This is a genomic window from Nannocystis punicea (assembly GCF_026965555.1).
Classification (GTDB): domain Bacteria; phylum Myxococcota_A; class Polyangia; order Nannocystales; family Nannocystaceae; genus Nannocystis; species Nannocystis punicea.
This window is the reverse complement of record NZ_CP114040.1, coordinates 6867259-6885119: the sequence shown is the minus strand read 5'-3', so window position 1 is coordinate 6885119 and position 17861 is coordinate 6867259. Positions and strand designations below refer to the sequence as shown.

17 protein-coding genes and 1 pseudogene are annotated in these 17861 nt (G+C 70.3%); 10 read left to right on the top strand and 8 right to left on the bottom strand.

What is annotated here, in order from left to right:
• The first annotated feature begins 356 nt into the window (after nucleotides 1-356).
• Both O0S08_RS26540 and O0S08_RS26535 read left to right on the top strand, forming a co-directional pair.
• Nucleotides 357-746 carry a hypothetical protein gene (locus tag O0S08_RS26540; RefSeq protein ID WP_269032077.1) on the top strand — a complete coding sequence of 130 codons (390 nt, stop codon included), beginning with the start codon at nucleotides 357-359 and terminating at the stop codon, nucleotides 744-746.
• Between the two features lie 283 nt (nucleotides 747-1029).
• Entirely contained in the window at nucleotides 1030-1884 is an 855-nt protein-coding gene (locus O0S08_RS26535) for a hypothetical protein (protein WP_269032076.1), read from the top strand.
• On the opposite strand, the gene O0S08_RS26530 is transcribed toward O0S08_RS26535, so the two are convergent.
• Entirely contained in the window at nucleotides 1862-2680 is an 819-nt protein-coding gene (locus O0S08_RS26530; protein ID WP_269032075.1) for a helix-turn-helix domain-containing protein, read from the bottom strand. The genes O0S08_RS26535 and O0S08_RS26530 overlap by 23 nt on opposite strands.
• A gap of 113 nt (nucleotides 2681-2793) precedes the next feature.
• On the opposite strand from O0S08_RS26530, the pseudogene O0S08_RS26525 reads away from it, so the two are divergent.
• A pseudogene (locus tag O0S08_RS26525) lies at nucleotides 2794-2964 on the top strand (chlorophyllase); the annotation flags it as partial.
• A gap of 73 nt (nucleotides 2965-3037) precedes the next feature.
• Here O0S08_RS26525 and O0S08_RS26520 read toward each other — a convergent pair.
• Both O0S08_RS26520 and O0S08_RS26515 read right to left on the bottom strand, forming a co-directional pair.
• Entirely contained in the window at nucleotides 3038-3253 is a 216-nt protein-coding gene (locus tag O0S08_RS26520; protein WP_269032073.1) for a hypothetical protein, read from the bottom strand.
• Between the two features lie 471 nt (nucleotides 3254-3724).
• Nucleotides 3725-4990 carry a lipase family protein gene (locus tag O0S08_RS26515; protein ID WP_269032072.1) on the bottom strand — a complete coding sequence of 422 codons (1266 nt, stop codon included), beginning with the start codon at nucleotides 4988-4990 and terminating at the stop codon, nucleotides 3725-3727.
• Nucleotides 4991-5476: 486 nt separating this feature from the next.
• Here O0S08_RS26515 and O0S08_RS26510 point away from each other — a divergent pair, with 486 nt between their 5' ends.
• Nucleotides 5477-7168, top strand: coding sequence for an FG-GAP repeat domain-containing protein (locus tag O0S08_RS26510; RefSeq protein WP_269032071.1), 1692 nt, complete (start codon nucleotides 5477-5479; stop codon nucleotides 7166-7168).
• A gap of 202 nt (nucleotides 7169-7370) precedes the next feature.
• Here the strand turns inward: O0S08_RS26510 and O0S08_RS26505 are convergent, their stop codons facing one another.
• Nucleotides 7371-8108, bottom strand: coding sequence for a DJ-1/PfpI family protein (locus tag O0S08_RS26505; protein ID WP_269032070.1), 738 nt, complete (start codon nucleotides 8106-8108; stop codon nucleotides 7371-7373).
• Nucleotides 8109-8260: 152 nt separating this feature from the next.
• On the opposite strand from O0S08_RS26505, the gene O0S08_RS26500 reads away from it, so the two are divergent.
• Complete coding sequence (locus O0S08_RS26500; protein ID WP_269032069.1) at nucleotides 8261-9181, top strand: helix-turn-helix domain-containing protein; 921 nt, start codon at nucleotides 8261-8263, stop codon at nucleotides 9179-9181.
• A gap of 270 nt (nucleotides 9182-9451) precedes the next feature.
• On the opposite strand, the gene O0S08_RS26495 is transcribed toward O0S08_RS26500, so the two are convergent.
• On the bottom strand, nucleotides 9452-9583 hold the full coding sequence (locus O0S08_RS26495; protein WP_269032068.1) for a hypothetical protein: 132 nt from the start codon (nucleotides 9581-9583) through the stop codon (nucleotides 9452-9454).
• A 19-nt stretch (nucleotides 9584-9602) separates the two neighbouring features.
• Between O0S08_RS26495 and O0S08_RS26490 the strand changes: the two genes are divergently transcribed.
• From O0S08_RS26490 to O0S08_RS26470, 5 genes are all read left to right on the top strand, one after another.
• Nucleotides 9603-10496, top strand: a complete 894-nt coding sequence (locus O0S08_RS26490; RefSeq protein WP_269032067.1) for an MbnP family copper-binding protein — start codon at nucleotides 9603-9605, stop codon at nucleotides 10494-10496.
• Nucleotides 10496-11617 (top strand): methanobactin export MATE transporter MbnM, encoded by a 1122-nt coding sequence (locus O0S08_RS26485; protein ID WP_269032066.1) that lies wholly within the window; start codon nucleotides 10496-10498, stop codon nucleotides 11615-11617. Before O0S08_RS26490 ends, O0S08_RS26485 begins: the two co-directional genes overlap by 1 nt.
• 378 nt (nucleotides 11618-11995) lie before the next feature.
• Nucleotides 11996-12799: a hypothetical protein gene (locus O0S08_RS26480; RefSeq protein ID WP_269032065.1), complete on the top strand. Its 804-nt coding sequence runs from the start codon at nucleotides 11996-11998 to the stop codon at nucleotides 12797-12799.
• Nucleotides 12800-13059: 260 nt separating this feature from the next.
• Complete coding sequence (locus tag O0S08_RS26475; protein ID WP_269032064.1) at nucleotides 13060-13824, top strand: hypothetical protein; 765 nt, start codon at nucleotides 13060-13062, stop codon at nucleotides 13822-13824.
• A 49-nt stretch (nucleotides 13825-13873) separates the two neighbouring features.
• Nucleotides 13874-14314 carry a hypothetical protein gene (locus O0S08_RS26470; protein WP_269032063.1) on the top strand — a complete coding sequence of 147 codons (441 nt, stop codon included), beginning with the start codon at nucleotides 13874-13876 and terminating at the stop codon, nucleotides 14312-14314.
• 307 nt (nucleotides 14315-14621) lie between these two features.
• On the opposite strand, the gene O0S08_RS26465 is transcribed toward O0S08_RS26470, so the two are convergent.
• The 3 genes from O0S08_RS26465 to O0S08_RS26455 all read right to left on the bottom strand — a co-directional run bounded on the left by O0S08_RS26465 (nucleotide 14622) and on the right by O0S08_RS26455 (nucleotide 17860).
• Nucleotides 14622-15713, bottom strand: a complete 1092-nt coding sequence (locus tag O0S08_RS26465; protein WP_269032062.1) for a serine hydrolase domain-containing protein — start codon at nucleotides 15711-15713, stop codon at nucleotides 14622-14624.
• An 84-nt stretch (nucleotides 15714-15797) separates the two neighbouring features.
• Nucleotides 15798-17267: a hybrid sensor histidine kinase/response regulator gene (locus O0S08_RS26460; protein WP_269032061.1), complete on the bottom strand. Its 1470-nt coding sequence runs from the start codon at nucleotides 17265-17267 to the stop codon at nucleotides 15798-15800.
• Entirely contained in the window at nucleotides 17264-17860 is a 597-nt protein-coding gene (locus O0S08_RS26455) for a chemotaxis protein CheB (RefSeq protein WP_269032060.1), read from the bottom strand. Before O0S08_RS26455 ends, O0S08_RS26460 begins: the two co-directional genes overlap by 4 nt.
• Between the last annotated feature and the right edge of the window lies 1 nt (nucleotide 17861).

Genomic DNA, 17861 nt, shown 5'->3' with positions numbered 1-17861 from the left:
GCACCACGGTCGGCCGTCGCCTTCCTCGGCCAGGCGCCGACCTGGGCGGGAATGAACCGCGCTCCGTGCGTGTTTGGCGCGGGCAGGACCACGAGCGCAGCGCCGCTCTTCGTCGAGACGGTGGTCGGCCTCCTCCGCAAGGTGGACGTCAACCCCCGACGACATCGTGCTAGCGTCGGTCGTATGGACGACGAGGTCCGCGGATGTCACTTCACCACGGGCGCGTATTGCGACGACGCTCCGTCCCATTGCGCTGGGGCGCTCGAGAAGTGGGCGGCCGACCATAAGAGCAAGGTGAGTCGTCGCGCTCGGCGTCGCCCCGCGGCGCGTCGGGCAGAGGCGAAGGAGCGCTCCGCATGACCAATCTCGACATCCCCGATTCGCGGGTGAGCCAGGGCTCCACGCTGCCCCGGGCATTCCAGGTGGTCGCTCTGGGGTGGGCCTGCGGGGTGCTGATCTTGGCGGTGCACGGCGTGACGCACTTTCATATGGATCCGCTGAGCTCCTTGACAAACTCCGTGTTTGTCTCGTTCCTGGGCTCCTTCGGCGCGTTCGTCGGCTTGATCGGCACGGGGCCATACTTTACCTGGACGTTCAAGCTCGCAATCGCGGGCGCCGTCGCCCTTGCGATCGCCCTGTTCTTCGTGGCCACGAGGGGACAAGCGACGTGGTGGCGCTGGCTCCTCGGCATTGTCGCAGTAAATCTATGGCTCTGCGCCGGCCTGATCGGGTTCGGCCCCGTGTGAAGGGCTTCGATGAGGCCACTCTCGCTGCCATGGGCACGAATGCCTTGAGGAGCGCGGTGAGTCATACGATCGATTTCATGATCGTCTGGACCGCTTCGTCGGAGCTGGCCGCGGCAGCCAGAGCGCGCGTAGGCGTTCGGCCTGCCGCGCCGTGACGACATCGGCCTGAAAGCGGTATCCGAGGGCCGACGGGGTGCAGGGTGCGCGGCCCCTCGGCACGACGATGGCGCTGCGCGACAGCGAGTCCTTGCTCGATGCCGGCTGACCGTGCGAGCGTGTGGCGATGAAGAAGCCGCGGCCGAAGCTCGACCTGTCGCGCTCGCTCAATCAGATGCTCGGCTACAACGACGTGCACGACGACAGGACCGGGCTCACCGCCCGTTACTCGCGGGCGATGAGCGCGCCGGCGGGCTCGCTCGACGTGGCACAGATCGAGATGCTGCTCAGCCAGAGTCCGACCGACGACGAGCGCTCGCTGCTCGTACCGATCGCCGTCGAGCGCCTCGCCAGCGATTTCTTCGGCTGGTGCGCGAACCTCCTGCTCGTCGACGTGGCACGCAACCGCCACGTGCTGGCCGCGCAGCCCGCCGTGCAGCGCCGCGCGGTCGAGATCGTCGTCGCGCACGCCGACGTACTCGCCACCTTCGACGGGCTGCGCTCCGAGGAGGCCGTCGACGCGGCGCTCACGCTCGTCGACCACGATCCCGCCGCGCTCGCGGCCCTCGAGGGCGCGTGTGCTCGCGCCGGCAACCGCGAGCGCGCGGGCCAGGTGCAGCAGCGGCGGCTGGCCCGGGCGAAGACCGCCGACGCACGCGTCGCCGTGCTCGTCGACATCGCGCGCTCGTGCGAGCCGCACGACTCCGTCGAGGCGGCCTACGCGTGGTTCGACGTGCTCGTCGAGGCGCCCGGGCACGAGCAGGCGAGCGCCGAGGCGGATCGACTGTTCACGCTGTACGAGGTGTGGAGTACGGTCGCGCACGTGCTCGAGCTACGCGCCGAGGCCCGGCTCGCGCGCGGCGACAGCGAGGGCGCCCTGGCGGATCTCGCCCGCGCGGCGGACCTCGCGGTCACGCGCCTCGATAGCGCCGAACTGCTGGAGCGCACGAGCGCACGAATCACCCAGCTGCGTGGATTGTGACCGATCCGCCGTCCTCGCCGCGTGGTCCGGGGTCGAACCGACCGCGATCGCCGACACGCTTCAGGAAGGCGCCCGGGGTGAGGCCGACGAGCTCCCGGAAGTCGGTGATGAAGTGCGCCTGGTCGTAATAGCCCGCGTCTGCGGCGATGCGCGCCCAGTCCTGCGACGTCGCCGCCAGCCGCACTGCGCGCTGCAGGCGGACCGTCCGCGCGAAGTCCTTCGGGCCGATGCCGACGCTCTCGGTGAAGGCGCGGCGGAGGTGTCGCGCAGTGACGCCGAGCCGCTCCGCCACGCTCTCGACCCGAGCCTCGCCTCGTTCGAACAGGTGCACCGCGCGGCGCGCGAGCCGGGCCGAGGACGGTTCGAAGGTGCGGTGGGTCCGAGCCGCGATCGCGCGGGAGACCCGGTCGACCATCTGCGGCAGGGTCCGCGTGGCGAGGAGATCGAGGCAAAGATCGCTGCCCGGGCGGCCCCAGAGGTCTTCCAGCGCGACGATCCGATCCGCGAGCGCGCTCGCTGCGACGCCGAGGAGCGGCAGCGACCAACCTGGCTTGAACTGCAGGACGATCGCCCGCGCGATGCCGGTGGGGTTCTTGAACAGCGCCCGCATTCGCGGCCCCACGACGGACACGTCGCCCGTCCGACCCTCCTCGATCACGCGGAAGACGAGGGTCGTTCTGCCGTCGGGCAGCCGGTCGTAGCGAGCGCTTCCGGCGGCCGGCACGAGCACGTGGACGTCCTCGATGAAGCGCGAGAGGGAGAACGTCGCGGCGGCAGCGTCCAGCGTGGGCGGCACCCACGTAGTCTTGCGCGCCGACGGCGATCGTTCAAGCCGGCGCGGCGCGCTCGCGGCGAAAATGTCCGATCCTTCCAATCGGAGGGCGGTGGCGGGAGCTACCAAGGCGCCATGAGCCGCGGATCCTGGCGGGCGTGCTGCTCGCCGCGCCCGCCAGAGGCGACGCCCTCAGCCCGTACGCGGCCGAGCACGACCCATTCTTCTCGACCCTCGACTTCTCGACGACGCCCGCGCTCGTCGTCGCCGGCGACAAGGACGGGTCTCCCCACCTGACGACCGCAGGAGGCCCGGAGCCGAACGACCGGGCGCCATCGGGTGCCACCAGCGCGGCGCCGATTCCGGGCGGCGAATGACGCCTCAGTAGTCTTCGCAGACGCCGTTGGCGCAGACCCGGATCAACTGCCAGCCGGAGCTGCAGAGGTAGGTCTCCGAGCGGGTGTGGGCCTTGTTCCACGTGGTCACGAGCTCCCCCTCGTTGCTGGCGGTGCAGGCCTTGGTGGGCTGGGCGGCGAGGGCTGTGTTGGCGATGAGGATGCCGACGGCGACGGACAGAATGAATGCAAGCTTCTTCATGGTTGGTTCCTCGTGAAGGCTGGCGCGCCGAGCTCGACGAGCCACGTTCACTCACAGGCGGGCCTGTCAGTGCACGCGGCCAGTGTACGCATCGCGGGCCCGGGTCGCCGTCGCAGCCGTGCGAGGCGCATTCGCAGCGATGCGACTCGCCCCGCGCGCCGCTCACTCACCCGCTCGTGTCGCTGGCCCGGGCGAATGCACCTGGCGTGCGGGAGCGAGGCGAGGAACTGCGACGAAGGATCGAGGACACCGAACGATATGAGGACGCCGAGGGACGAGTCACGGTTGCGGATCGCGGACCTGAATCCACACACCATGGCCGCGCGCGCGCGATGCTTCAGCCGATACGACGAGCTCGAGGGCGAGCAATTCCGGGTGCTCGGAATGCTCGCCCTCGCGGCCCGCTCGCGGCTCGCGGCGGGCTGAAAGAGTGTGCCGGCCGCCCCCGACGAGGGGGCGGGGCGGCGGGGGTCACTGCGCGGCAGACACGCCCGCCTGCGCGGCGAGGGCGGCCTGGACCATCGAGACGACGCGGGCGGTCTGCGGGTCGTCCGGGCCCCGCGGGGCGTTGACGACGACGCCGCCCACCTGGATCTGCTTCGGCTGGCGGGTCTGCAGCGCCTGCACGAAGTCCTGGGCCGTCGCGGAGTTGCTGGCGAGGTTCGAGAGATCCTGCGAGAGGCTGATCGGCTTCAGCTGCTTCGGCATCCAATCGGCGTTGTAGCCGAAGGCGTCGTAGTATCCGTTGATGTGCTGGTACCCGACCTGGAGCAGGAACTTGTGGAAGGCGTCGAGCTTCTGGCCCTGGTAGACCGCCGTGTTGTACGTGCCCGGGATCGGCGCGAGGTTGGGCAGCGGCGTATAGCCGCCCTTCGCGGCGAGCAGCTGGAACGCGCCGATGAGCACCGCCAGCGCGGCGTAGGAGAGGTCGATCTTGGGCGCGATGTCGGGCGCGTAGATGGAGAAGAGCTCGGACAGCGACGGCTCACCGAACTCTTGCCACGCGTGCGGGACGACATCGAGGGTGTTGTAGACGGGCCGGAGCCGCTTGCCGAACCGGATGCCCGCGTACAGCGAGAACGCGAGGTTGCCGGGGGTCGGACCGGCGAACGTGTCCACGCCGATCGTCGCGTTCCGCTGCGGATCCCAGGGGAGCAGCCCGCTCTGCGCAGTGTCGGCGAGCCACAGCGCGACCACCGGCGCGAGCGCGCCGCCGAGGCTGTGGCCGGCGACGGTGATGTGCACCTTCTGGTCGACGATGGTCCGGAGGAAATCGACCAGAGAGCTGCCCCCGCCGGGCAGCTCGGCGTCGGGCCTCATGTTCTGCAGATTGAGCAGGCCGATCGCCGCGCCGAGCGAGATCTTGGCCCCGACCGCGAGCTGGTTGAAGGCCCAGGGCAACTGCGAGAACACGAACAAGTCCTCGATGACCGAATCGATCAGCGAACTGAAGTTGGTGCCGGCGATGGCGATCACGTACTGCGACGGCTGGGCGACGTTCTGCACGACGTACATGAGGTTCACGCTGTACGGCGGATTGCCCATCGACAGCACGGCGGGGCCCCAGACGATCCGCCATTGACCAATGGTCGAGGCCGCGTTGCCGAGGGCCGCGGTGATCTGCTGGGACGCCGCGGGGCCGAGATCCTGGTTCGACTGACCCTGGGCGGCGGCGGCGAACTGCGTCAGCGCGAAGGTCTGGATCTGAGTCGGGGTGGTGATGGGAGTCGGAAACATGATTGCGCCTTGAATCGGTGATGAGGGTTGGAGCGGCCGCGCCGGTCGCTGCGTCTCGCTCGACGCAGGGTGAAGAGCCGCGACCCCCCGCTTGCGATCCGAAAAAACATCGGGCTGTTTTCGCGCCTTCGAAGGCGGTCGGCTCCGCGCTCCCGGGCGGCGGCTGCGGCGCGCCGACGACCGCCTGCGAGCCGTTCTCGACCGCATGCGTCGAGCCGGGCCGGGAGGCTGCCCGGCCTTCGATCCGGGCCGTCCGGGCGAGGCCTGCCCGGCGGCTCCCCGCCGAGGTAGGTCCCTCATGCAGCTCGACGGCGGTCGGGTAGCGCGCGAAAATTCGTCTGCCTCCGCCAATTTTTTCCGCGGCGACGGCAACTTCTCCTGTGGATGTCGAGCGCAACCACACCGTTCGCCGAGAGTCGCGCAGCCCGAAGCGGACAGATGCGCGGTCGTTTGCCTGGAGGCCGCGCGTCGCTCATCCTCGGTGTGATGAAGTCCTCCGTCGCGGTGGTCGCTGCGTTCGTCGGTCCCGGCTGGCTCGTGATCGCCGCGCCCGGCTGCAATGATTCGATCGCTTGCGAGGAGGGCGGGTGCGATGAACCGGTCGCTTGCGAGGAGGAGCTGTCCGACGCGCCCGTGTGGGAATGGACGGAGCGTGAGGTGCTGTCGCTGCCGCTCGTCGCCGATGTCGACGGCGACGGGCTCACCGATGTGGTGGTCAACGCGGGTCCGTGGGGCGGCAAGGCCGGCGAAATCGTGCTGCTCGACGGCGCGACGGGGGCCGAGAAGTGGCACATCACGCACGATCCGGTCCAGGGCCGATTCGGCTCGAATCCTCGCGCCACGGTCGCGCTCGCCGACGTTTCGGGCGACCAGCTGCCCGACATCGTGTACGCCGGACGAATCGAGGGACCCGACTCGCAGGCGCCGATTCACGCGGTCGACGGCACGGGCAGGCCGCTGTGGACGTCGCACCTGCCCGAGGGCGAGGTCGCGGGGTTCCGATTCGACAACGGGGCGCCGGCGGTGGCGAACTTCGACGACGATCCGCAGGCGGAGATCGTGATCGGCGCGGCGATCCTCGATCACGACGGGCGGGTGGTGTGGAACGAGCCGGGGTTCGGCGCGGAGGCCGGGGTGCCGAAGAACGACGGGACGTTGATTTACCCCGGGAGCCTGGCGACCGTGGCGGACCTCGACGGCGACGGCGCGCCCGAGATCGTGAGCGGGCGAGAGGCATGGCGCGTGACGTGGGTCGCCGGCGACCCGCCGCAGGTGACTGTGTCGCTGATGTGGCAGAACACGAGCGGCCGCGGCAACGACGGCTATCCGGCGGTGGCGGACCTCGACGGCAACGGCACGCCGGAGGTGGTGCTGACGGCGTGGCCGGAGATCCGCGTGATCGACGGCTCGACCGGGATGCTGTGGTGCGGGGTCGATGCGACGGGCGAGGCGTGCGCGGAGGACGACAGCAAGCGCACGCAGCCGATCCCCATCAAGGGCGGGGACCTCGGCGGCCCGGCCACGATCGCCGACTTCGACGGCGACGGCCGGCTCGAGGTCGGCGTCAGCGGCGGCACGAATTACGCGGTCTACGACTTCGCGCGGCCCGGGGAGGAGGTCGTGAAGTCGGACGCCCTCGAGCCTGCGCCCGGGGCGATGTACGCCCGCTGGGTGCTCAAGACGCAGGACAGGTCGTCGGCGAGCAACAGCGCGTCGGTGTTCGACTTCGACGGCGACGGCCGGCTCGAGCTGGCGCACCAGGACGAGTGCGCGTTCCGATTGATCGACGGGGCCGACGGGACGGTGCGCATGGCGATCTCCAGCTCGAGCGGGACGATCCACGAATATCCCGTGATCGCCGACCTCGACGGCGACGCGACGGCGGAGGTGCTGGTGATCGCCAATCTGAGCGACGCGAGGAGCAACCTCGACTGCGACGCGGCCGACCCGGACTTCGCGCCGCGCAAGGGCGTGTACACGTACCGCCCCGGACGCGGCCCGGGCTCGCCGGGGGCGCGCGCGGTGTGGACGCAGCACACGCATCACGGCACGGACGTCGACGACGCCGGCAACGTGCCGCTGCAGGAGGAGCCGGCGTGGAAGACCGGGGAGACCGGGAGCTTCCGCCAGAGCATCGCGCAGCCGCGGTCCCGTCAGGGCGACAGTGACTGTCCGTAAGGACAGGTCGTCGTATGTCCTTGCTTCCTGTCCCGAGGGCCGGGTCCTCGAGTGGGATTGCCTCGAAGAGTGGACACCTTGCTCATGCCGCTCGAGTCCGCGCCTGCTCGGCGTAGATGCTCTCCTCGTACGCGATCGAGGTCGAGCCGCCGATCGACGAGTGGCGTCCCCAGGCCGAGCGTCTCGAGGGCGGCGTAGGCGCTCACGGCGCGCGGCGCAGGCGTGCCGCGGCGCGTTCGACCGGGGCGCGCATCAGGTCGTTGACCGGGGCGACGCGCTCGAGGGCGCGACGCGTCAGCTCGGGGCCGGCGAGGTCGGGGCTGCCGGTTCCGAACGGGGGGCGCGGGGCGTACTCGATCTGCAGCTCCATCTCCCGGGCGACCTCGCGGCCGCATAGCAGCTCGAGCAGGCGCAGGCCGACCTCGAAGTTGCCAGTGGCGGGTCCGGCGGTGATCCGGTTGCGGTCCTCGACGATCGCGCCGCCCTTGGTCGGGATCGCTCCGAATAGCGCGAGCATGTCGACGACATGGAAGTTGGAGGTCGCCCGGTAACCGCGCAGCAGGCCGGCGGCGCCGAGGATCACCGAGCCGCCGCAGTTGGCGGTGACGTAGCGGGCTCTTTGGCCGTGATCGGCGAGGAACGCGAGCGACTCCTCGTCGTCGAGGATGTCCGGCGGCACGGCGCCGATGTGCAGCACGTCGAGCTCGCGCGGGCAGTCGGCAAAGGTCGTCGTCGCCTGGCTCGGGAAGGTCGGCATCCCGAGCAGCGGGCTGCGATCCTTCCAGACGAGGTGGACCTCCGCAGTCGGCATCACGCCGAAGATCGTGTGGATCCCGATCATGTCGACCGGCGCGAAGCCGGGGCACACGAAGATCGCCACCTGCAGCCGGCGCTCGGTCAGGCCGGTGAAACTTTGCTTGAGGAAGTCGTGTTCGGTCATGCGGCGATCGTGGGCGCGAGGCGGGCGGGCCGCGCGTCCACGGTGGCGGGTCGCGCAGGCCCGAGCTGGCTGCGACCGGGGGTCGCGGCGACCGGGGGTCGCAGCGACCGGGGATCACGGCGACCGAGGCGGACTCGGCTATGTTCGTGGCGATGACGCTTGCCCTCGACTCGCAGCAGGTCCCGTCCGACGCGTCCCGGCCGTGGTTCGACGGCCTCACGCGCCACTTCCCCGGCCTCGAGCTGGTCCGCGGCGACGGGCGCGATGGGGCGTTCGAGCGGCACGAGCTCGGGCCGGCCGAGCTGTGGGTGATCGCCGCGCATAATCACGCGATCCGCCACCGTCTGCCGGCGACCTGTCTGCGCGAGCGCGTCAGCGTGGTGCTGCAGGTCGAGGGCGAGGGCCGCGTCGCCCAGGCCGGCCACGCGTGCGAGCTGCGCCCGGGGGACCTGACGTTGATCGAGGGCAGCGCGCCGATGAACGTCGAATTCGACGGGCCGTATCGACAATGTCTATTGTTGCTGCCGCGCCGGGGGGTCACCGATCTGCCGATCGCCGAGGCGGCGGGGCGCGCGATGCGGGGCGAGGATCCCGTCGACGGGCTGCTCGGTCGCGCGATCGCGGGGCTGCCTGACGCGGTCGCGCGGCTCGGCCCGGTCGGGCGCGGCGAACTGGCGGCGTCGCTCGGTTTGATGCTGCGCACGACGTCGGCGCTGCAGCGCGGGCGCGAGGCGGTGCGCCGGCACGTGCGTGTCGAGCGGGCGATTGCGCTGATCGAGCGCGAGCTCGCCGATCCCGAGCTGAGCCCTGCGCGCGTGGCGGCGGGGCAGGGCGTCGGACGGCGCCACCTGGACGCCCTGTTCGCGGCGCACGGCGGGTCGATCGAGCGGTGGATTCAGGAGCGCCGGCTGCAGCGCGCGGCGCAGGCGCTGCGCGTGTCCCGGGAGTCGGTGCTCGAGGTCGCGGTGGCGCACGGGTTCCGCAGCGCGAGCCACTTCGCCCGCGCGTTCCGGCGGCGCTTCGGGGCGGTGCCGAGCGCCTGGCGCGGCGAGCCGACGGGGGGCGGATCGTAGCAGCTCCAACTCGGTTCATTCGTCGCTACCACCGCAGGCTCGCGGCGGACCGGCGGGTGCGGTAGCACCGGGCAGGCGCTCGCGGTCCATCGATACCTGCTCTTGGCGAAGTTCGCCGGGGTGCTGCTGTTCGTCGGCAGTGGACGGCGCAATCGTGAACTCGCACGATTCAGGGGCCGCGCTCGTCGGGCGCGTCGCTCTGGCGCCGGGACTGACTGACGTGCACCGCCCCGGCGACGCGCGTCGCGGCCACGACGCCGCCGACGCACTTCAGCGGCATTGCGACCACGCCATCAAGAACAAGAACAGCACCCAGCCGATCGTCATGACGAGCGGCATCATGACGCGCGACATCACGTCGCAGAGACAGCGCTCTCGATCGTCCGTATGGTCGGTGGCCACCGCCCAAGGACCTCGAACGATGCAACCATCCCGCCTCGTCACCCTCATCCCGCTGCTCGTCCCTGCCTGCGACTCGCACGAGCCAGGTTTCGCCGACGAGCCCGTCGAGATCGTATTCGAGGGGCGCGTCGGGGGCGAGCCGTTCGCCTGCGGCCGGAGCTACAGCGGGCTCGGCCAGGACGGCGCGACCGTGACGCCGCAGGACTTCCGCTTTTACGTCCACGACGTCCGGCTCGTCACCTTCGAGGGCGAGGAGCACCCCGTCACGATCGAGGACGACGGCGTCTACCAGGGGGGCGGCGTCGCCCTCCTCGACTTCGAGGACGGCGCGGGTTCGTGTGCCAACGGCACCCCGGAGCTGCACACCACGATCAAGGGCGTCGTCGCGGCGCAGCCGCGGCACGGCGGCGGCACGCACGACTTCGTCGCGCTCCGCTTCAAGATCGGCGTGCCCCAGGAGCTGAACCACACCGACCTCACGCAGGCCCCGGCTCCGCTCAACGATACGACCCTGTCGTGGAGCTGGAACTACGGCCACATCTTCTTCACGGCCTGGGGCGTCGTCGAGGGCGGCGCGCCGTCCACGATCGGCTTGCACGTCGGCAGCACCGGCTGCAAGGGCGACGCGATGGCCGGCGAGATCGTGTCCTGCGCCAACTCGAACCGGGCGGAGATCGAGCTCGACGGCTTCGTCGCCGAGACCGGCAAGGTCTCCGTCGACTGGGGCGCGGTGTTCGCCAACCTCACCCTGGCGACCCCGTCGGCCGAATGCGAGGAGATGGAGGGCGAGACGACCTGCGCTTGCCACTCGTTCGGGCCTGAGGCGCTGTGTTCATCGATGTTCAGCCCGCTGGGCCTCGACTGGACGAATGGGGACAGCATCGCCAATCAGGCGATTTTCCGCGTGCAGTGATGCGTGTCGCGCTGGCGCTGACTGCCTGTCTGGGGCTCGCCGCCTGTGACGACGGCGAGCCCGACCGCGGCTACACTTGGGCGCTGGGCGTCGGCCTCCCGGTGCCGCTCGTGCCCGAGGACAACCCGATGACCGCAGAGAAGGTGGAGCTCGGGCGCCATCTGTTCTACGACACGCGGCTGTCCGGCAACGAGACGCAATCTTGCGCGAGCTGTCACCGGCAGGAGCTCGCCTTCACCGACGGCGAGGCGCTCTCGACCGGCTCGACCGGCGAGCGCACGCACCGCAATTCGATGAGCCTGGCAAACGTCGCGTACTCGACGACCTACACCTGGGCCAACCCGCTGCTCCTCGACCTCGAGACGCAGATGATGACGCCGCTGTTCGGCTTCGACCCGGTCGAGCTCGGTCTCCGAGGCATGGAAGACGCGCTGATCGAGCGGCTGCGCGGCGAGCCGCGCTACCAGGCGCTGTTCGCCGAGGCGTTCCCGGACGACGACGACCCTTACACATTGTCTAATGTGACCCGCGCGTTGGCCTGCTTCGAGCGCAGTTTGCTGTCGGGAGACTCGCCGTACGATCGCTATCTCGGCGGCGACCCGGGCGCCATCTCGGAGTCGGCGAAGCGCGGCACGAGGCTGTTCAGCTCGGAGAAGCTCGAGTGCTTCCATTGCCACGCCGGCTTCAACTTCCAGGACAGCATCGCCTACGAGGGCAGGCCGCCGCGCAACGGCATCTTCCACAACACCGGCCTCTACAACATCGACGGCAAGGGCGGCTACCCGGCCGACAACACCGGCCTGCACGAGTTCACCGGCGCGGCCGCCGACATGGGGCGCTTCCGGGCACCGACACTGCGCAACATCGCCGTGACGGCCCCGTACATGCACGACGGCAGCATCGCGACGCTGTCCGAGGTCCTCGATCACTACGCTGCCGGCGGGCGCACGATCACCGACGGCCCGAACGCCGGGGTCGGCAGCGCCAATCCGTTCAAGAGCAACTTCATCCGCGGCTTCGAGCTGACGGACGAGGAGCGCGCCGATGTGCTCGCCTTCCTCGAGAGCCTCACCGACGACGTATTCCTGACCGATCCACGGCTCGCGGATCCGTGGCAGTGAAGAGCGCGTCCCTTCCGCCAGAGCATCGCGCGGCCGCGGCCCGACAGGCCGACGTAGGGGCGACGCCGGCAACGTGCCGCTGCAGGAGGAGCCGGCGTGGAAGACCGGGGAGACCGGGAGTTTCCGCCAGAGCATCGCGCTGCCGCGGTCCCGACGGGGCGACAGTGACTGTCCGTAAGGACAGGTCGTCGTGCGGCTCGCCTGCCTGGCCCGAGAGCCAGGTCCTCGCGCTCGCTCCGGCATGCTGGCTGGAGGCCCTCGAGCGGGGACACCGAGCAGCGCCTCACTTCTCGAGCCCGAGAGCTCCGGTCCCGGCTGCAGAGCGCGCTGGGAGCGTCGACGCATGGCACGAACGCGTGGAATAACGCGTCCGCCGCCATGGTTGCTGGCCTGGTGTTCGGCCCCTGGAACCCCTCGATGCTCCGTCTCCACGTCTCTCTCTCCCTCTCTCTCTCGCTCTTGAGCGCTTGCGCCGCCGGCGAAGAGCCGGTGGAGCGCGACATTGCCGTGTCGCTCGCGGACGCGTCGTTCGTCGAGGACGGAATCCACCCGAGCACGGTCAAGGATGGTTGGGTCATCACCTTCTCCGAGCTGCAGGTCTCGATCGGCGACGTGATGCTCGAGGGATCGTCACTCGACGACACTTCGCAGCAGTACCGAATCGTCGACCTGGTGCGGGCAGGGGAGGGTCTCGTCCTCGGCAGTGCCCAGCGGACGAGCGAGCACCCGCACGCGCTGGTCCGTGGCATCGGGTTCACCATCGCGCCGTCTGCCGACCCGGTAGCCGGCAACGTCGACGAGTCGGACGTCGAACGGATGCGCACCGGCTCGTACTCGGTCCATGTGAAGGGCACGGCGCGGCGCGGTGAAGAGACCAAGGACTTCTCCTGGGGTTTGACCGCCGGAAACGTATACAAGGGCTGTATCTCGCAGGCCAGCTTCGCGGACGAGGCGCCACAAGTCACGATCAGCGTGCGCGGCGACAGGTTGTTCGGCGACGAAGAACTCGTCTTCGAGCCCTTCGCGGCCAGCGATGCGAATGCCGACGGTGAGATCGAGGAGGCGGAGCTCCGCGACTCCGACGGCACGCTCGGGGGCAAGAATTTGTGGACGTGGTTGGAGGCGCAAGCCGGCACCCTCTTCTCCGTCGAGGGGTCGCCGTGTACGGTCGAGCCTTCATGATTTTCGCTCGAGTGCCGCGGGAGCCGCGAGGTCGACCGAGGCAGCGCCACGCACCCTGGCGCACGAGCGCCCCGCCGTGCGTCCGCCGCATCCCGGCTCGTGCCTCTCGCGCGCGTCGCTGCGCATCAGGAACCCGTCGACGAACCGCGCGAGCGGCTGGTCCGGCGACACCCTCGCTGCGTCACGGGGCATGAGCCGACATCACAAAGCCGGCTGTCGAGAGGAATGGGCTGGGGCGCGGCCGGGTTCACGCGCCATCGATGCGACGAATCGAGAACAGAGCACGGAATCTAAAGTGTCGACCGCAGGGCGCGGGGGCCGGATACCTCGTGTGGGCGGCCATCGTGGCCGGCGCCTGCGGCGATGAAGGCACCGGCTCGAGTGGCGGTACCGAGGGCGCCTCCGGCGTCACCACGAGCACCACGGAGCCCGGGAGTACGAGTTTGGAGAGCACCACCGGTGCGGTCGAGCCGACGACCGACGCGGTCGAGCCGACGACCGACACGGGCGCCAGCTCCGGCGATACCGGCGGCGAGGATGCCTGCGCGGCCTTCTGCGCCGCGGTCGTGGCGTGCGCTCCCACTGTCATCGTCGAGGAATGCATCGCGGAGTTCTGCGGTGACGAGGGCGCGACGCCGGCGTGTGTGGCGGCCACAGATGCCCGCCACATGTGCTTCGCCAGCATGAGCTGCGACGACATCCTCGTCTTCCTCAACGAGGACGACCCGGGGCCGTGCTCCGAAGCCGTCGCGCAGGAGGTCGAGAGCTGCACCGGCCAGAAGGCCTGCGAGTACGAAGCGAATGGGACGGTCGACGGCAGCGCCTGCTCGATCGATTTCGAGTGCATCGGCGAGCCACCGCAGGCGATGCAGTGTGACACGGAGACCTGTACGTGCATCGAAGACGGCAGCACGACCGGGACGTGCGCATCCGAAGGGATCTGCGCGAACGTGACGGATCTCGACAGCGTCCAGCTGCTGGTGGAACTGGCGGCGACCTGCTGCAGCTTCGGGCCCGCCGCATGAGGCGGACACGGGAGGCGACTTCGCGGAACGAGCGTGCGAAGATGGCGCGGTGACCGGCTTCTCGCTCAAGGAGCTCATCGTCGACGGACATCTCGGCGGCGCGCGCGTCGGCATGGATCGGGCCGCGGTGCGCGGCCACCTCGGGCCGCCCGACGAGTGGGGTATCGGCGCGGTGGCGGTCGATTGCGCCGCCATCTGGCGTTACGGCAACTTCGAGATCCACTTCGCCGAGGATGACCTCTGCTGGATGATCTTCAACGACCATGTGCAGGACGGGCTCGACGCCGGCGGCCGCGGGCTCGATCCGTGGATCTTCACCGACCGGTTCGACCACGACACCACGGCCACGAAGCTGCGCGCCCTCGGCCTGGAGGTCGGCGTGCTGGTCGAGTGGGAGATGCGGGTCCTCCAGGTGGGCGGGGCCAAGCTGTTCTTCGACGAGGAGGGCTGGGCGGTGATCGAGGTGCAGGCGCGCTCGCCGGCGAGGTGAGTCCTGGATCTGGGCGAGCGCCCGGGTTACGCCTGTCGCTGCACCGGGCTGACGCCGGCGGGCCAGCGTCGCCGCGACCTCGCCCTCGGCCTTGCGCTCGCTCGCCGGCGCGAGCGCGGTGGGAGGCGACAGGGCCGAGAATGCGCGAGCCCACGGACCTCGGGCTCGGTCCAACTGGCCAAATTTCGTGGCGCGCTCCTATCACTCCGGGACCCTGACCCGAAGGAACGTCGCCAGGTCGCGCCGCTGACGAGTGACCGGTTTCGGAGGAGGCGAGCGTGGCTCCCTCGCTGGGATTCGCTGGCAGTTACCGGACGGCGCTCTCCGCAGCGTCGGCATAGCTCGCTTCCATCAGCGCGTCGCCGAGCTGGCCGAGCTGGGCATGATCGTAGCTCGCGTTGGTCATCACGATCACGGTGTGTCCGTCCGCGAGCACGCGGCGGGCGATCATGCGAAAACCGCCGTTGGAGCCGTCCTCCCACGCCGCCTCGCGATCCTGCCCGGCGATCCGCTCGATGCGAACGCGGCCGCCCAGCGCATAATGCTGATCGGGCATGACCGTCGTCATCAGCGTCCGGCGAGCTGCGGCGCTCAGGAGACGGCCGTCGAGCACGGCGTCCATCAGCTTCATGAGCTCGGGCGCCGTCGTGTAGTAGCCGCCGGCCATCGCCATGAAGTCCGGCACCGGATTGGGCTTCGGCTGCGGCGCGGGGACGAGGGTCGCGTAGCCGTGCGCCATGCCCGGCACATGCGCCGAATCACCGTGACAGATGCCGCTGTTCCTGAGCCGGAGCGGCTTGACCAGCACCCGGTCGACGAGCTGGGCGTAGGGCAGGCCGCTCACCCGCTCGACCACCGCCTTCACCACCAGCCAGTTGGAGTGCGAGTAGTCCCAGGCGGTACCGGGCTCGAACGCGAGGTCGCCGCTCGCATAGCGACGCACCGCCACCATCTGGTCCAGCTCGACGCCCCGGCTCGAGGGATCGGCCTGGCGCGCGGCGAGTATCTGGTTGGGTAGGCCGCTCGAATGGCTCATCAGCCGCCGCAGCGTGAGCTTCGCCCCGGTGTCGGCGCGATAGTCGGGAAGGTAGCGGCTGATCGGCGCGTCGAGGTCGAGCTTGCCGCGGTCGACCAGCTTCAGGACGACGATCGCCGCGATCCATTTCGAGATCGAGCCGACCTCGAACCGCGTGTCCCGGGTCATCGGCACGCCATGAGCGACGTCGGCCGCGCCCCGCGCCTCGAGCGCGTCGATGGTCCTGCCACGCCCCACCAGCGCGACGCCGTTGAAGCCGTCCGCCTCGACGGCCCGGTCGACGATGTCGCGGGCCGGCTTGGCGCCGGCCGGAAGCGGGAGGAGCAGGAAGAGAGCGGCGACCGCCGGGAGAAATCCCTTCATGGCCGGAACAATAATGTACACAGGGCGCTCGGAGATAGCCTCGGGCGTCCCGGATGCCTCTCCAGGCTCCGCACCAGCGCGGCTTCAGGGCGAGCGGATCATGCGGGCGGCGGTGTCGAGCAGGCGGGCGAGCTTGACCGGCTTGGGGATCAGGATCGTGCCGGCGGGGGCGCGCGTCGGGTCGGAGGTCGAGACGATGACGGGGATCCGCGCCAGCTCGGGGACGGCTTGCATCGCCTGGTAGACCTGCGCGCCGTCGAGGAGCGGCATCACGAGGTCGAGGATCACGACGTCGGGCCGGACGCGGCCGTGCTGCAGCAGATCCAGCGCCTCGCGCCCGTTGGCCGCGGTGCTGGCGGTGTAGCCCTCGCCCGCGAACGCCTCGCGCAGGCTCTCGCGGGTCGCCTCGTCGTCGTCGACGATCAGGACGACGCGCGGGCGCAGCTCGTGATCGACGTGCGCGGGCTCCGGCGCCGCTCGCGGCAGGCGCAGGGTGAACACGGTGTCGGTCTCGTCGCTCGAGACCACGGATACGGTGCCGCCGTGGGCCTGGGCGATCTGCTGGGCGATGTAGAGGCCGAGGCCGAGGCCCCGCGAGTTGGCGCGCGAGGAGTGGTCGCGCCCGCGGAACGGGTCGAACAGGACCGGCAGCAGGTCGCCGGGGATCACGCCGCGGTTGCGGATCTCGACCGCGATCTGGGGGCCGTCGTCGAACACCCGGATCCCGATCGGGGCGTCGGGGAGGCCGTGCTGGATGGCGTTGCCGATCAGGTTGGACAGCGCCTGGACCAGGCGGTCGGGGTCGCCGGCCGTGGTCGCGTCGCCGCGGGCCTCGACCCGGACGGCGCGCTGCGAGTGGGTGGTGCGCAGCTCGTCGACAGCGCGCTCGACCAGCTCGAGGACGTCGACCCGCTTGCGCCCGCGCGCGAACCCGAGGCCGCCGGCCAGGCGCGCCCGCGTCAGGTCGAGCAGCTGTTCGATCATCTCGTTCATGCGGTGGCCCGACACGAACATGCGCCGCAAGATCCCGAGCTGGTCGTCGTCGACCACCAGCTGCTCGAGGATCTCGGTGCCGGTCTGGATCGCCGACAGCGGGGTGCGCAAATCGTGGCCGAGGATCCCGACGAACATCTCGTTGAGCCGCAGGGCGTGGGTGCAGTCGCGCCGCTGCTTCGACAGCTCGAAGAACACGTCGGCCTTGCTCCGCAGCACCCGCGGGTCGATCGGCTTGTGCAAGAAGTCGACGGCGCCGGACTCGTAGCCCTGGAACACCCGCTCGGCGTCGCGACCGCCGGCGGTGACGAAGATGATCGGCACGTGCTTGGTGCGCTCGGTGCCTCGCATCAATTCGGCCAGCTCGAAGCCGTCCATCCCCGGCATCTGCACGTCGAGGAAGGCGAGGGCGACGTCGTGCACGAGCAGCAGCTCGAGCGCCTCGAAGCCGCTCCGCGCGGTGAGGATGTTGAGGCCGTCGCGGCGCAGGAGGGCCTCGAGCGCGACCAGGTTCTGCTCGGTGTCGTCGACGAGGAGGAAGTTGATGGGCTCGAGGTTCATGCCTTGTCCTCGGGGCGCGGGGTGGCGGCGAGCTGGGCGAGCAGCCGGCCGAGGTCGGCGGCGGGGGCGACGTGGTCGACGGCGATCCGCCGCAGGGCGGCGGCCGGCATGACCGGGACCGCGGCGGTGGCCGGCGACTCGACGAAGGTGAGGCCGCCGGCGCGCCGGACGTGCTCGAGGCCGCGGGCGCCGTCCTCGTTGGCGCCGCTCAGCAGGACGCCGGCGAGGTGCGGGCCGTAGACGTCGGCGGCCGACTCGAACAGGACGTCGATCGCGGGCCGCGAGAACAGGACCGGCGGATCGATCGAGAGGGCGAAGGTGCGGCCGCGCTCGACGAGCAGGTGGTAGTTCGGCGGGGCCACGTAGAGCGTGCCGGGCATGATGGGCTCCTTGTCGTCGGGCTCCCGCGCGGTCAGCCGGCTCCTGGCGCCCAGGACGGCGACGAGGTGGCTGGGCTGGGTCGGCGGCACGTGCAGGACCACCGCCAGCGGCAGCGGATAGTCGGGCGGCAGCGCCGGCAGCATCGCGGCGAGAGCGTCGAGCGCCCCGGACGAGCCGCCGATCACGATCATGTGAACCTCGCGCGTCGCCATG